The sequence below is a fragment of the Pseudomonas fluorescens genome, from assembly GCF_902497745.1.
Taxonomy (GTDB): domain Bacteria; phylum Pseudomonadota; class Gammaproteobacteria; order Pseudomonadales; family Pseudomonadaceae; genus Aquipseudomonas; species Aquipseudomonas fluorescens_BM.
This window is the reverse complement of the sequence record NZ_CABVHJ010000002.1, coordinates 388,548-402,756: the sequence shown is the minus strand read 5'-3', so window position 1 is coordinate 402,756 and position 14,209 is coordinate 388,548. Positions and strand designations below refer to the sequence as shown.

Sequence of the window (14,209 nt, the reverse complement as noted above, 5' to 3'; positions counted from 1 at the left end):
AATATTCCTTTATTGAGCGGTGGTGGAATCGGCGTGTAAGCCTTTTAACAATCCCTGCACCAACGGCAGGCTCAACAGGCCGCTGAAGGCGGCGAAGAGCGCGAAGAGTTCGAGGCGTGCGCCACCGCCGAGGGCAGCAATCAACAAGCCGCCGACACCCATCACGGCAATCGAAATCATGCCGACCAGCGCCGAGACCAGGCCTTTGCTGTCGTCGCTGGTAAATAACGCCAGCCGATAGAGTGCGGCATTGCTCATGCCCAGGCCGACGGCGTACAGCGCCAGGCTGGCGACCACCGGGCCCAGGCCCGCGCCAGAAAGCGCGCTGCCGATCAGCGCCAGCAGCCCCAGACAAAAAGGCCAGAGCGCCAAGCGGATCAGCTGGGGCAAAGAGTGAGTCGCGAGCAAGCGGTCGAGGATCAGGTTGCCGGCGATCACTGCAGAAAAAACCGGAATCTGCCACAAGCCATATTCAACCGGCGACAGCCCGAGCAACTGCATCAGCAGCAACGGTGACAGGCCGATCCAGGCAATCAATGGCAAGCTCATCAGCCCGAGCGCGAGGCTGGCAGCGAGGAATCGGCCATTGCCGAACAAGACGCGGTAGCGCTGGCAGGTCTGGCGCCAGGAAAAACGCACCGCGGGTTGCAGCTGCCCATCGCGGCGCGTAACCCCGACGGTTTCCGGCATGTAGACGAACAGTCCCAGCCAGACCAGCGACGCTACAAGGCCCAGGCCCAGGAACAATTCGCGCCAGGACAACCATTGCAACAACAGAATGCCCAGCAGCGGCCCCACCAGTGGTGACAGCAGGGCGATGTTGCCGAGCAGCGCCATCAAGCGCACCGCATCGGCCTCGCAGAAGACCTCTTGAAGGGCCGGGTAACTGACCGCGACCACAAAACCCAAGCCCATGCCTTGCAGCAGTCTCAGTAGATTGAAGGCTTCAATACTCTTGGTGAGAAATGCAGTGGCGCAGGCTATCGCAAACAATGCGCAACCGCTCAGCAGTACCCGCCGTCGTCCCCATTGGTCGGACAATGGACCGATCAGCCATTGCAGGCAGATACCGCCAATCAGATAAAGATTGAAGGCGTTGGGAACATGCCGCACATCGGCCTGAAGATCAGTTGTCACGCTCAGCATGGCCGGCATGATCAAGTCGCTGGCCATATACGTCAGAAGTTCAAAAGTGCTTAGCGCAAAACAAAATCCGAGCACTTGTCGCGGCCCGATTGGTATCAGTGTTCTCTGCATAAACGTCCCTGTTAGTGAGTGAAAGGAAAGTTGCCAGAGACTAGTTGCAGGGCCGTGCATGACCTATTTTTTTGCTGCGACATTAGATTTCAAATGCTTGCAACTTGTTTTGTGGGTTCCGAGTTGCCGCTAAGCGTGAGTTACGAGTGCGTGGCAGCCGCCACGGCAAAAACAGAAAAGCCCGCAACAGGGCGGGCTTTGTTTGAAGTTGATCGGACTTGTTGATTTCCTGCCGCCATCTGCTTATCGGCAAGCGGGCAGGGCGAACAATCCTGTTCTATCGATGTTGGTAGTAGCCGGGGCCACCCTGGTAGTAACGGTGGTGATCGTCATGCCAGCCACCGTGGGGGAAGATGATGCAGCCACTCAGGGTCAGCAGGGCAAGAACGGGAATCAGCCAGGTGATTCGACGCAGCATTTTGAAAGTTCCTCATGGTTACGCCGTCATGAAGCCAAAACTCTTCATCGGCTGTAATATGAGACCCCGATTGCCACGATGCATCCCCGTAGAACGGTAAGTGCATGGCATGCAAACGGATACAAAGCAGATACATTTCAACGTTTCAGGAAGCCGCAATGACCCACAAGCAACGCTTGATTTATTCGATTCTGATTGCCGTGTCGGTGCTGGCGATCATGCTCGGCCTGTCCTGGCTGCAAAACGCCGGAATGATTTCGGAGAAGACATTCCAGTTCGTCGCCATCGGTGTCGCGGTGATCGTGGTGGTGATCAACGGCGTGATGCGCCGCAAGGTCAAGCCTTGACGGCGTTTGCCGCACGCTTCAATCGTTGTTGAGGACGGCCGCAGCCTGTGGATGCAGGCTGTAGCTCTTGTCTTCATTGAAGGTGATCACACCTTCGGCGCACAGCCGTTTGAGCACTTCGCGCACACTGAGAAAGGACAGCGGAATATCCAGATCCAGCAATTGGCTGTGGACACCGCGCACGCCCAGACGTCGCTCGCTTTGTGCGGCGACCAGCAGGGCATCGATGACTTTCAGACGAATCAGGCTGGTGCGCAGGCCGAAACTTTTCAGCAGCAGCCGGATGCGTTCGTTGCCGTGACGCTCGACGCGTTGCCCGAAATCGCTCGCGTGGGGGCTCATGGAAATTCCTTTGGGTGCCTGGCTACCGTCCGTTGGTAGTTGCGAGTTGTACATGCGATTACTCCTTTTCAGAGCCTGATCGGGATGGTTTTTTTGCGCTCTCTAAGACAAGACGTATCAGCACGACAAATCATGAAAGAAAAAATGTAGAAAATTTGTCGGGGATTTGTCTTTTCCTTGTGATTGTGGACTGTTGCTTTGGGCTTGGCGGCCTTTGGGCCGACCATGCTCTTGGGGGGTTGGGTGAATATCCGTTGTTATGGGTGTTGCCGCTGGCGGTTTCGCTCTTACAGCGAGTCCCTTTGGCAAACGCCCCAAAGGAACCAAAGGTCTGGGCCCCGGCGTTCGGCCCGCTCGCTGGGGCTCGGGGTTCCTTCGTTCCGGGATCTATCCGGGGGCATCGCCTACGGTTTGCTTCGCTGCACCTCCTCTCGATGTGTTCGACTTCGTCGAACGGTCGCTGCGCTCCCACCCCCGGATAAATCCCTCCACTCAGCCTGCCGAAGGGGCCGGCAGATCAAAAGCTGCAGCCGAGCTAACGCTCATCCTGTTGAGTGGTGGAGAGCAGGGTGTTCGGCTTTTGATCTGGTTCAGTATTGAGTTCAACTCGGTATTTCAGGTCGGCGAAACTCTGGCAATCACCTCGGTCAGTTCCCTCTACCTCCGGGAGAGGGCTAGGGTGAGGGGCTTTTGATCTGGTTCAGTATTGAGTTCAATTCGGTATTTCAGGTCGGCGAAACTCTGGCAATCACCTCGGTCAGTTCCCTCTACCTCCGGGAGAGGGCTAGGGTGAGGGGCTTTTGATCTGGTTCAGTATTGAGTTCAACTCGGTGTTTCAGGTCGGCGTAACTCTGGCAATCACCTCGGTCAGTTCCCTCTACCTGCGGGAGAGGGCTAGGGTGAGGGGCTTTTGATCTGGTTCAGTATTGAGTTCAACTCGGTGTTTCAGGTCGGCGTAACTCTGGCAATCACCTCGATCAGTTCCCTCTCCCTCTGGGAGAGGGCTAGGGTGAGGGGCTTTTGATCTGGTTCAGTATTGAGTTCAACTCGGTATTTCAGGTCGGCATAACTCTGGCAATCAGCTCGGTCAGTTCCCTCTCCCTCTGGGAGAGGGCTAGGGTGAGGGGCTTTTGATTTTGCGTTCGGGGGATTGCGTGGAGTCTAAATTTTTTCCTTTGACTTCGTTTCTTCGACAGGCTCATTGCGCGTGGACGCGTGGGTGTTTCCAGGGCGGGTTCGCGTCAGCGCCGGATCCGCTCTTTGGCATGTCGATCAGGAGCGAGCGTGATTATTTCCAGACAGTTAACCGGACTGACCTTGGCCGGCGTGGTTTTTGGGCTGAGTTGTTCGGCCCATGCGTTCAGCCCGGCCACGGATGTCAGCGCCGATATTCGCCGTACTGCTTTTGGCGTGCCGCATATCCGCGCGCAGGACGAGCGCGGGCTCGGGTTTGGTATTGGCTATGCCTATGCGCAGGACAATCTGTGCCTGTTGGCCAATGAGATCGTGACGGTCAATGGCCAGCGTTCCCGCTACTTCGGCCCGGATCAGTTCACCGTCGAGCAGCGCGAAAACCGGGTCAGCGATGTGTTCTTTACCTGGCTCAATACGCCTGAAGCGGTGAAGGCTTTCTGGCAGGCGCAACCTGCGCAGGTGCGTGATCTGGTTGAAGGTTATACCGCCGGTTACAACCGATATCTGGCCGAGCGTCGCCAGCAAGGTTTGCCGCAACAGTGTCAGGGTGAATGGGTGCGTGAGATTGCACCGGAAGATCTGGTGAAGCTGACCCGCCGTCTGTTGGTCGAGGGCGGCGTCGGGCAGTTTGCCGAGGCTTTGGCCGGCGCCACGCCGCCGCAAGCGACAGCCGGGATCGAACACAACGTGCAGGCTTATCAGTTGGCCGATGCGCGTCAGCAGCGCTTTGCTCTGGATCGAGGCAGCAACGCCGTAGCGGTGGGCAGTGAGCGCTCGTTCAACGGGCGCGGGATGTTGCTCGCCAACCCGCATTTTCCTTGGGTTGGCGGTATGCGCTTCTATCAGATGCACCTGACCATTCCCGGCAAGCTCGATGTCATGGGGGCCGCGTTGCCGGGGCTGCCGATGATCAATATCGGCTTCAATCAGCATCTGGCCTGGACGCACACGGTCGATTCGTCGAAGCATTTCACCCTGTATCGGCTGCAACTCGACCCGAAGGATTCCACACGCTATCTGCTCGATGGCAAATCTCTGCCGTTGAACAAGCAGACCGTCACCGTGCAGGTGAAGCAAGCTGATGGGCAAGTGGTGCCGGTTTCGCGGGATATCTACAGTTCGCAGTTCGGGCCGATTGTGCAATGGCCGGGCAAGCTCGACTGGGATAATCAGTTCGCTTACAGCCTGCGCGATGCCAACCTCGACAATGATCGGGTGCTGAATCAGTGGTACGCGATGAATCAGGCGTCCACGCTTCAGGAGCTGCAGGATTCGGTGCACAAGATTCAGGGTATTCCGTGGGTCAACACCCTGGCCGTCGATGACAAAGGCCAGACGCTGTATATGAACCTTTCAGTAGTGCCGAACGTCAGCGCCGAGAAACTCGCCAAGTGCAGTGATCCGCGTATTGGCACAAAAATGATCGTGCTGGACGGCTCCAACAGTGCCTGCGCTTGGGACATCGACCCACAAGCTGCGCAGAAAGGCATTTATGCTTCGAGCCAATTACCGCAACTGCTGCGCAAGGACTTCGTCCAGCACTCCAACGATTCGGCGTGGCTGGCCAACCCGGCGCAACCGCTCACCGGTTTCTCGCCGTTGATCAGTCAGGACGGCCAGCCACTGGGCTTGCGCTCGCGGTTTGCGCTGGATCGTTTGAGCACGCTGAGCAAGAAAGGTCCGCTGGCGGTGAAAGATCTGCAACAAATGGTGATGGACGATCAGGTGTATCTGGCGACTCAGGTGGTCCCGGATCTGCTGAAGTTCTGTGCCTCTGACCTTGGCACCGACGCGCAGGCGCTTAAGCCGGTTTGCGTCAGCCTCAAGGCATGGGATGGTCGCGCCAATCTGGATTCAGGCTTGGGCCTGGTGCATTTCCAGACCATCATGCAGGCGCTGCAGGCTTCGCCGGACGTCTGGCGCGTGGCGTTCGATCCTGAAGATGCGCAACACACGCCACGTGGCTTGGCGGTCGAGCAGCCAGCGGTGGCCAAGGCGCTGCGTGAAGCCATGCTGGCGTCGGTCGAGTTGAGTCAGAAAATGGGGTTGAAGCCGCAAACCCGCTGGGGTGACATCCAGGTGGTCAGCAGTGGCGGGAAACAGACGCCGATTCACGGCGGCCCGGGTACGCTGGGAATTTACAACGCCATTCAGAGCGTGCCGCGTGAAGACGGCAAACTTGAAGTGGTCAGCGGCACCAGCTACCTGCAAGTCGTGACCTTCGATGAGAAGGGCCCGCACGCCCAAGGGTTGTTGGCGTTCTCGCTGTCGAGCGATCCGGCGTCGAAGTACTCGCGGGATCAGACCGAGGCGTTCTCGAAGAAGCAGTGGAGTGTGCTGCCGTTTACCGAGCAGCAGATTCAGGCTGACCCGCAATACCAGGTGCAGACTGTACGCGAGGCGTTGGACAAGGCGGGGAAAGTCGCCGCTCAGTAAGCCCGAGCATTAATGGCATCAAGCCTGAAGGCCGCATCCTGCAAAGGGTGCGGCCTTCAGCTTTTTGGCGGTTGTTGCGGTATCGAGTTGATCACCGGGTTACCTTCCTTGTTACGGCTCAGGTAGACCGGCAGTACCTTGGGCAGGCTGTTGGCCAGGTTGTTCAGCTCTTTGATGTTGTAGATGCCACCGACACGAATCGAACCGGTATTGTTGTCGGCCAGCTCCAAAGGATTGTTCAGATAGCGATTGATCAGTGGCAGGGCTTCGCTCAACGCCAGGTTGTCCAGCACCAGTTTGCCGTTGCGCCAGGCCAGTGACGTGTCACCGGAGTAGGTCTGGCTGATCTGCGGTATGTAGTCGCCGTGTCTGTAGCGCGCCTGCATCGATGGACCGAGGCGCAGGCCATCGCCCGGCAATGAGCGATCGCTGGTGACCAGCACCGAACCTTCGATCAGGTTCACGCGCACTTGATCCTGATACATCCAGACATTGAAGCGCGTACCCGTGACGCGAATTTTGCCTTCGCCTGCGCGGACGACAAACGGGTGGGACATGTCGTGGCTGACCGTAAAGAACGCCTCGCCTTTTTTCAGGGTGACGCGGCGTTCGTCCTTGTAGTTGCTGAAGGTCAGATCGGTGTTGAGGTTCAGTTCAAGCTGGCTGCCATCGCTCAACGTCACCTGTCGGACATTATCGGTGGCAGAAAAATGCTCATAGCTGTCGGGCAGCCAGCCCAGGTTCCAGCCGGTGTAGGCTGCCAATGGCAGTGCAAGCGCACACACGCCTGCCGCTACAGCAAACTGGCGCCAGGAGCGCGAAGGCTGCGGCACTGGGCCCTGCGCCGGGAGGGCGGTGGCCAATTCCGGGCGTGGCAAATGTTCGGCTACATTCCAGATTTCCAGCATGGCTTCATATTCGAACGCGTGCAGCGGATGGGCGTCGTGCCATTGCTTGAATGCGCGACGTTCTTCATCCGTGCAGTCGGCGGCGTGCACACGCATGCACCAATGCGCGGCGGCATCGGTGATCGCATCGTATTCGGCTTCCGAGAGAGTGTCTTGGGTCATTGACTCGTCCTGATTTCGCACATTCTAACCTTGTCGGGAAGTTACCGAGAACATCCGTCATGGCAATTACCCATCAAAGTGGAACTTATTTTTCGCTCCGGCACCAAAAAAAGCAGGATGCAAATGACTACTATCCATAAATGGAGTGAAAAAATGATCAAAAACACAATCGCAGCACTAATTGCCACTGCCGGCTTGCTGAGCGCAGGCGCAGCGCTGGCCGACCGTCCGGGCGCAGGCTGGGTCACCATCGAAAAAGCCATCGAGATCGTGAAGACCAAGGCCGGTTACGTTGAGGTCTATGAGATCGAAGCCGACAACGATGGCTATTGGAAAGGCGAAGGGCGCAAAGCTGACGGTGTTGTCTACGAGTTCCGCATCGACGGCGCTTCAGGCAATGTGTTGCGTGATCAGAAGGATTAACCAACCCGAATGCGGCTTGTGAAATGCGCCGGCTTCTAGCCGGCGTATTTTTTCCAGTCGTCAAGGCAAAGCCGATAAGGATCCTGTCTGGCTTGTAGTTGGCGCCGGTAAAGGTATGGGGGCCGGAAGCGGGTCCAGCTCTCGGCCCATTTCGCTGATGAGCAACGCGATCGAGTCGGCGTTGGCCATCATCACTTCAACGCGTGCTTGATCAGAGACCGCACTGCGAAAGGCTTTACGTGCATCTGCAAGGTTTTTGGTTTTTGTCAGGCTGAGAATTTTTTTGTATTCATTAGCGCGCTCCGGCAACTGATCCAGATCCACCCACACCCCATTCTTGCTCTTCTCCGCGAATAGCTGCGAAAGTGGGGTAGAACGGGACAAGGACTTGCGCAGACGCTCAATATCAGCTTTGAGAAGTAACCCGTTCGCGGTTGATGTATCGATAAGTTGGGGATATGGCCCCATTGCCTCTACGGAGGCGAAATCTTCGCTGTCGCAGACTAAATGCGAAAGTTCATGGATCAGCGTGACCGCGCGAGCATGAGAGTCAACATTGAACCTGGGCGGCAGAAAAGCGGTGTAGGCATGTAGCCCCGGATTAAAAAAGAGTTCGGTGAAATGGACAACCTTTCGCCTGTCTTCCTTGAATACAAATGCAACCGTGTCGTCGCCATACCGCGCGTTCAGGCCCGCGAAAAAGCGTTCTGTATAGAGCAAGTCATCTTTTGGATCAGTCAACTCGCGGCAAAGGGGCAGGACCACCTGTTCGATTTTTCTGAGTAGCCCGGGTGTGATTTGCGATACTTCGAAAAAATTTCTGAGTACCGTTTCAACTCGAGTGCCACCCAGGTTGTCGCGATGGATGACGAAGTTGTGCAGGCAATTCAGCGCATAGTCTCTCGCCCTACCGACAGCTTGCTGTATCACGAAGGCTCTGGCGGGATAGCGCTGATTGATTTGGGCCATTCCTTTGGCCTGGATATACATCATTATTGAGCGGCTGCGCTCGACCTTGGTTTGCACGCGGTTGCGTTGCTTTGACCGGCAACGACGAGCCGACGTGTCGGCGCCGGCAACCACAAGTCTTGAGTTCTTCTGTTCAAGCGCCGGCCCTTGGCCCCCGTCTTTTATACGCAAATACCAGGTTTTTTCAGACTGGATCACCGGATAGACCTTGCCGGCAATCGCCGCGTATTTTTGTGCCGTCAATGAATCCCCATAAACAAGTTTATTGTCCTCAAGCTTCAGCTTCTCGAGAGCGGTGGTGGTTTCAAAGCGTTGCAGATTAATGCGAGAGGCCGTAACGGGTGCGACTTTTGCCCAGCGAGCGGCGGCTTTTATCGTTGTGGCCCCGCCGCTTTCGGCAGCCGTCGATCCAGGCGCCTGCGCTTCAGAGGCAAATTCGGCTGTTTTCTCCTCCACCTCTGTTTCCCAGGATAAACGGCCCAGGCTGAACAGGGAGATGCCTCCTGCGATGAAGCTTTTCAGGGCGTTCGCCCAATGGTGCTCCTGCAGATCTTCAGCGGATTCTTTGAAATCGCTGTAGCTCTTCCAGAGAAAAAACAAAGAGGCGAGTTTCCCCGACAACAGATGGGGGACCAGACGGACGCCGTGGCTGAATAGAAACTTCGCCGCTTCCCAGTCGGATTGCGCATTGAGCTGCGGCTGGCAACTGAGCAACTGCGGCAACAGGCTGAGCGTGTCCTTGTGCAATCGCTCCAGCAGATTGCCGTTAATGGCAGTGCTTTGCAGCTTGATTTCAGTAGGTTTGCCGATCGTGGTCTTCAACAGATTCTTGAAGATTACCTGTTGCCCGGCGGGCAAGCGTCGGATGATCAAATCCTGAAAATGCCCGGGCGTATTCAAAGCATCGATCAACTGCGCTTCATTTTCGAATTCGCGAAAAACGTATCTGGAATACGGCGCGTAGAGCACCCGCGGTCCTGTTTTTCCCGCGCCCGGTCCGATGACGTAGAGTCCGAGGGCATCGGCATAGTCAGCGCCTTCGGTCTTGATCAATGATAGCGGGCAAGCAATGGCGTGAGCGTCCTTGACCGTGGCACGCGCCACCCCGTCCGGCATGTCCAGAACCTGGCAAATGTAGTCATAGCCACTTTCCGACAACTGTTGCTGCAACTTCAACGAGTGCGCGTGCTGCATCAACTGCCAAGGCAACTGACGTAGAAAACGTTCTTTGCTGGTGCGTGCCGAGTCACTGTCCGCTGACAGCGCTTCGGTCACTTTCTGCGTGTAGGTAGTGGTGATATCGAGAGATTGCAGCAGTTGCTGCACGGCAGACTGATTGAGGTTCTTCGGTAACGCGGTGGCTGTGTTCGAGGCAACCTTGAAACCGGTGCCCTGCACGATGTTGTAGTGATGCAAGGCAAAATCGAGAAGATTGCAGGCAGGGCCGGCCAGCGTCAGATTCGGCGTGACCTGGATATCCTGTGGCTTGAGTCCATTGTTCGGGAATCTGGCGTCGAGCAGTGTCTTCAGCGTCTCCTCGACATGGGTAGCTAACGCAGGGACGCCCTCGAGAAAATCCTTGCCATCGATGAAGCTGCGCCGCAGTTCATCCAGCAGCGCGAGTTGCGTGCGTTGTTCGGTGACCGGGGCCATGCGTAACCAGTCTGGGTAATCGAGCCGACGGACAATGGTCCGCGCGAGTTCAATGGTTCGGCGCAAGTTGGTATCGATGACGGTGTTTTTCATCTGGACCAGGAAGTTTGCGAGTGTGTCCTTGTCCTTGATGCAAACGCGTAATAGCTCGCAATGGTCGAGGAAATGTTCAATGGCCGATTGCATGCGATCGTTCAACACATGGCCTTCAATCAGTTGGAAGGTACCCAGGGTGTATTGCTGATCGAGTTGGCGTTGCTTCGGCGGCAGGTTTTCCAGCAGCGTCTGATTCTGGTTATTGTCGTCGAGGCGTCGTTGCACTTGCTTTTGCGCAATGGCGATGTCATCGAACGATTCCAGGCCCATGGCTGGGGTCCACAGGATGGCACGCCCGGAATGCTCGACATCCATGCCTCCGCGTTCGGTCAGGAGTACGCAGTGGGCAAGCGACATCACCTCACTTTGGCCGGCGCGGGTGAGGGTGAGCGACCATGCATCCGGCCGGAAGCCGTTAAGGGACTGGCGATCCATGCGTGTTGCGTGTTTTGCGTCGAACACGGTTTCGACTATTTTTCGCTCCGCCGTCAGCCAGGAAGCGCTGAGGTTTCTCATTTGTGCCTCACCGCGCAGTCCGTCCTCGAAAGCCTGTGCCAGTTTCCATCGAATACCTTCGAGAAAGTCGCGTTGTTCAGCGCCGCTCGTGATCGGCTGGTCTTTGAAGTGGCTGGTGAGATTCTCCAGGGTGCGTTCCAGCTTTGTTGTCAATTGCCCGGCCTTGTCGGCCTGCACGAGTGACGAGGGCGGTGCGCTGGAAAACAACGGGCGGGTGCTCCAGCGTTCGTTGACGTCAAGCCTGAGCAGGCGCTCGTGAAGCATTGCGCGGACATCCAGCGCTTTGTCGAAAAGCGCATGGATGTCAGTTGTGCGTTCGCTTTGGCGAAAGAGCTGCAAGGCGTATTCAACGTTCTGGCGTTGTTTGGTGAGGATTGCCTCAAACAGCGTCGTTATGATCTCGCCGCCGATGTTTTCACCGGACACCTGGGCGTTGGCGAAACCAAGATAGCGATTGCGTTCCTCCAGACTCATGAGGCCGTATAGCTCGTCCTCATGTCCGGCGGCATTGAGTTTGGCGGTCAAAGTCTGTTTCAGATCGGCGTAGTTGGTGAGGACCTGAAAGCCTTGAGTGGGAGTGTAAAGATAAGCCTTGTCATGGTTGATCATCAGCGAGCCGGCCAACTCGACATAGGTGCTCTCCTCGCGCAAGCACACGGTTTCGAAGGTGGGTCGCTGGAAAGCGGCATTCGGTTCCCGAATCAAACAGTGCAATGCATCGAACTCAGCGGCAGCGAGGATTTCCGTTTCGCGCTTGATCATCAAATCCGCACGCACCTGATCCTGCAGTGTCTGGCTGAAGAATGCGCGTCTGGGCGACCCCTCGAATGAGGCGGCATTCCAGTAGACCTCTAGCTGTCGAAACAACAGCATGGTCAGTTTTCCCGACGCGGTCTTGATCGCTTTCGCCCACGCGATCTGGTCAGCATCCCGGCTTGCGCGAGCGGGATGGGAAAATTCAGCTGTCTGACCATGCGGCCAGCCCTGGCGGCGGAAGTGCAGCAGCAGTGCCTCACTCAGCGACAGCGAATCGACCCACTGCCGTACACCCCCGGAGAGGGGCGCCGTGTCGGCGAAAAAACTGACGCGGGTGCGTGACTGTTGCAGACCCGCGAAGTGAGGTTCGAGCAGTTCGTCGAGAATCTTTTCCAGCAGGGTGGTGAGCGAAGGCAGGCGTTTGAGCTCGTCCAGCAGGTCGCGCGTGGACAAATCCTGTGACGTGTGGATCGCCGCTTTTTGATCCTCAAACACGTCTCCCTGGATCGTTTCCAGGGTCAGACTGATATCGCGTTTTTCCACCAGTTCCTTGCGTAGCGAGACGCTGAGGAACGCCAATAGATCATCCTGTTCGTCAGCGTTGTCGAGGCGCGTCTGCACCGCTTCGAGTAGCGCTTGCCGATCGCTGTATTTCTTCAGGCCGTCATAGGGGGTGTAGAGGAACACACCGCCATCATCCGGCCCGGCGCCGAGCATAAAACTCCCGGCCAGCGGCACCGCCAATTGCCTGTCGGCGTTAAGCAGAATGCGCTCGGCCAACATCGGCGGGGTTTGTTCACTGCGCAACGTGTGAGTGGCGAGTTCCACATGCGCAAGCCAGCTGAAATCTTTGCTGTTGAGACCATGTGCAGTAGCCAGGTCAGCGTGCTGGCCGGGGGCTTTGAGAACATCCGGAAACAGGAGTGGAGCAAGGGGCGTAGACATCATCGAGACTCGGAGCGGAGGCATTGGGGCCGGGGAGCGCAAGAATAGAGACGCGACTGGGCGCACTGGCGGTAAATAGTTACCGCACGCACCGAGTTGAAATGTGCCAGGACAGCGGTGCCAGTCATGGCCGAGTAATCGAAAGGTTGACAGCCGGCAGCTGAGCCATGGTTAATCGGTGAGCAAGTCGTCCATACGCTGTTGTTCCCTCCAATAATCATTCTGGAGCTTCAGATGTCTGCGCCACACGATCAGGTGTCCTCTGCTGTCTCGTCCTCGTTGTCTCTCGAAGCGCTGACGCAATTGCTTGAAACGATTTTTCTGCGCCACGGCACCTCCGCCGAAGTCGCGCAAGTGCTGGCCGCCAATTGCGCCGGCGCCGAGCGCGATGGTGCCCACAGCCACGGTGTTTTCCGCATTCCTGGCTATGTCTCGACCCTGGCCAGCGGCTGGGTCAACGGGCACGCCGTGCCGCAAGTCGAAGATGTTGCCTCGGGGTTTGTCCGTGTCGATGCCGATAACGGTTTTGCTCAACCGGCATTGGCCGCCGCTCGGCCGCTGCTGGTGGAAAAGGCGCGGAACGCCGGGATCGCCGTGCTGGCAATCCGCAACTCTCATCACTTCGCCGCACTGTGGCCGGATGTCGAGCCTTTCGCTGATGAAGGTCTGGTGGCGCTCAGCGTGGTCAACAGCATGACCTGCGTGGTGCCCCATGGCGCTGACCGGCCGCTGTTCGGCACCAACCCGATTGCCTTCGCCGCGCCACGGGCCGGCGCCGCACCGATCGTCTTCGATCTGGCCACCAGCGCGATTGCCCATGGCGACGTGCAGATTGCCGCCCGCAAAGGCGAACGGCTGCCGGCCGGAATGGGCGTGGACAGCCTTGGCCAGCCAACTCAGGACCCCAAGGCGATTCTCGAGGGCGGGGCGTTGCTTCCGTTCGGCGGGCATAAAGGTTCGGCGCTGTCGATGATGGTCGAGTTGCTGGCCGCGGCGCTGACGGGAGGCAATTTTTCCTTTGAGTTCGATTGGGCCAATCATCCCGGGGCGAAAACGCCGTGGACCGGGCAGTTATTGATTGTCATCGATCCGAGCAAAGCCGCCGGGCAGGGTTTTGCCGAGCGCAGTGGGGAATTGGTGCGGCAGATGCACGGCGTCGGACTCAAGCGTTTGCCGGGGGATCGTCGGCATTGGCAGCGCAGTAAATCGTTGGCTGAGGGTGTTGTGCTGGATGCGCAGACATTGGCGCAGTTGCGTGAGTTGGCGGGGGAGATCAAGAGCCCCTCACCCTAGCCCTCTCCCCGAGGGAGAGGGACTGACCGGGGTGAATGGGGGATATGCGCCGACGTGAAAGATCGAGCGGAGCTCAGGTTTTGAAAGCGCCAAAACTGGTTCAAAACTGGCAAAAACATGCAGGCATAAAAAAGGCGAACCCAGTGGGTTCGCCTTTTTAGTATGCGTTTGACTTCAGCGACGGCCGAGCAACAAGCCGACCACCAGACCGAATCCAGCGGAGATCGCCACGGTCTGCCACGGATGACCGCCGATGTAGCTTTCGGTGGCTTCAACTGCCGGTTGGGTGCGATCACGCACGCTCGAGACCGAATCCAGCGCCTGCTGCAGTTTCAGGGCGATCTGTCCACGTAGCGTTTCCGCTTCTTCGCCGACGAGTGAGGCGCTGCTCTTGAGCAGTTTGTCCGACTCTTCGATCAGAGCCTGAAGTTCGCTGAAGGCCTGATCCTTGATTTGATCTTCGGCGGCTTGCACGGCGGTTTTGCGGGCCATTG

Annotated in this window: 10 protein-coding genes; 4 read left to right on the top strand and 6 right to left on the bottom strand. The window is 57.4% G+C overall.

Annotated elements, in window-relative coordinates:
- Positions 1-9: 9 nt before the first annotated feature.
- Positions 10-1,257, bottom strand: coding sequence for an MFS transporter (locus tag F8N44_RS04520; RefSeq protein ID WP_150649486.1), 1,248 nt, complete (start codon positions 1,255-1,257; stop codon positions 10-12).
- A gap of 277 nt (positions 1,258-1,534) precedes the next feature.
- Entirely contained in the window at positions 1,535-1,675 is a 141-nt protein-coding gene (locus tag F8N44_RS31250; protein WP_007918111.1) for a hypothetical protein, read from the bottom strand.
- Between the two features lie 158 nt (positions 1,676-1,833).
- On the opposite strand from F8N44_RS31250, the gene F8N44_RS04515 reads away from it, so the two are divergent.
- Positions 1,834-2,022, top strand: coding sequence for a hypothetical protein (locus F8N44_RS04515; RefSeq protein WP_038363103.1), 189 nt, complete (start codon positions 1,834-1,836; stop codon positions 2,020-2,022).
- Between the two features lie 18 nt (positions 2,023-2,040).
- Here the strand turns inward: F8N44_RS04515 and F8N44_RS04510 are convergent, their stop codons facing one another.
- Positions 2,041-2,418, bottom strand: coding sequence for a fe2+ zn2+ uptake regulation protein (locus F8N44_RS04510; protein ID WP_150649485.1), 378 nt, complete (start codon positions 2,416-2,418; stop codon positions 2,041-2,043).
- Between the two features lie 1,230 nt (positions 2,419-3,648).
- Here F8N44_RS04510 and F8N44_RS04505 point away from each other — a divergent pair.
- Positions 3,649-5,994: an acylase gene (locus tag F8N44_RS04505; RefSeq protein ID WP_150649484.1), complete on the top strand. Its 2,346-nt coding sequence runs from the start codon at positions 3,649-3,651 to the stop codon at positions 5,992-5,994.
- A 56-nt stretch (positions 5,995-6,050) separates the two neighbouring features.
- Here the strand turns inward: F8N44_RS04505 and F8N44_RS04500 are convergent, their stop codons facing one another.
- Positions 6,051-7,064 carry a FecR family protein gene (locus tag F8N44_RS04500; RefSeq protein WP_150649483.1) on the bottom strand — a complete coding sequence of 338 codons (1,014 nt, stop codon included), beginning with the start codon at positions 7,062-7,064 and terminating at the stop codon, positions 6,051-6,053.
- A gap of 153 nt (positions 7,065-7,217) precedes the next feature.
- Here F8N44_RS04500 and F8N44_RS04495 point away from each other — a divergent pair, with 153 nt between their 5' ends.
- Complete coding sequence (locus F8N44_RS04495; protein ID WP_150649482.1) at positions 7,218-7,487, top strand: PepSY domain-containing protein; 270 nt, start codon at positions 7,218-7,220, stop codon at positions 7,485-7,487.
- A 60-nt stretch (positions 7,488-7,547) separates the two neighbouring features.
- Here F8N44_RS04495 and F8N44_RS04490 read toward each other — a convergent pair whose 3' ends face one another.
- Positions 7,548-12,422: a dermonecrotic toxin domain-containing protein gene (locus F8N44_RS04490; RefSeq protein WP_150649481.1), complete on the bottom strand. Its 4,875-nt coding sequence runs from the start codon at positions 12,420-12,422 to the stop codon at positions 7,548-7,550.
- Positions 12,423-12,656: 234 nt separating this feature from the next.
- Between F8N44_RS04490 and F8N44_RS04485 the strand changes: the two genes are divergently transcribed.
- Positions 12,657-13,715: an Ldh family oxidoreductase gene (locus tag F8N44_RS04485; RefSeq protein WP_150649480.1), complete on the top strand. Its 1,059-nt coding sequence runs from the start codon at positions 12,657-12,659 to the stop codon at positions 13,713-13,715.
- Between the two features lie 174 nt (positions 13,716-13,889).
- Here F8N44_RS04485 and F8N44_RS04480 read toward each other — a convergent pair whose 3' ends face one another.
- Positions 13,890-14,207, bottom strand: a complete 318-nt coding sequence (locus F8N44_RS04480) for a DUF883 family protein (protein WP_150649479.1) — start codon at positions 14,205-14,207, stop codon at positions 13,890-13,892.
- Positions 14,208-14,209 lie beyond the last annotated feature (2 nt).

Coding starts and splice junctions, on each gene's coding strand:
- F8N44_RS04520 (WP_150649486.1), bottom strand. CDS start 1,257: ATGCAGAGAACACTGATACCAATCGGGCCGCGACAAGTGCTCGGATTT.
- F8N44_RS31250 (WP_007918111.1), bottom strand. CDS start 1,675: ATGCTGCGTCGAATCACCTGGCTGATTCCCGTTCTTGCCCTGCTGACC.
- F8N44_RS04515 (WP_038363103.1), top strand. CDS start 1,834: ATGACCCACAAGCAACGCTTGATTTATTCGATTCTGATTGCCGTGTCG.
- F8N44_RS04510 (WP_150649485.1), bottom strand. CDS start 2,418: ATGTACAACTCGCAACTACCAACGGACGGTAGCCAGGCACCCAAAGGA.
- F8N44_RS04500 (WP_150649483.1), bottom strand. CDS start 7,064: ATGACCCAAGACACTCTCTCGGAAGCCGAATACGATGCGATCACCGAT.
- F8N44_RS04495 (WP_150649482.1), top strand. CDS start 7,218: ATGATCAAAAACACAATCGCAGCACTAATTGCCACTGCCGGCTTGCTG.
- F8N44_RS04490 (WP_150649481.1), bottom strand. CDS start 12,422: ATGTCTACGCCCCTTGCTCCACTCCTGTTTCCGGATGTTCTCAAAGCC.
- F8N44_RS04485 (WP_150649480.1), top strand. CDS start 12,657: ATGTCTGCGCCACACGATCAGGTGTCCTCTGCTGTCTCGTCCTCGTTG.
- F8N44_RS04480 (WP_150649479.1), bottom strand. CDS start 14,207: ATGGCCCGCAAAACCGCCGTGCAAGCCGCCGAAGATCAAATCAAGGAT.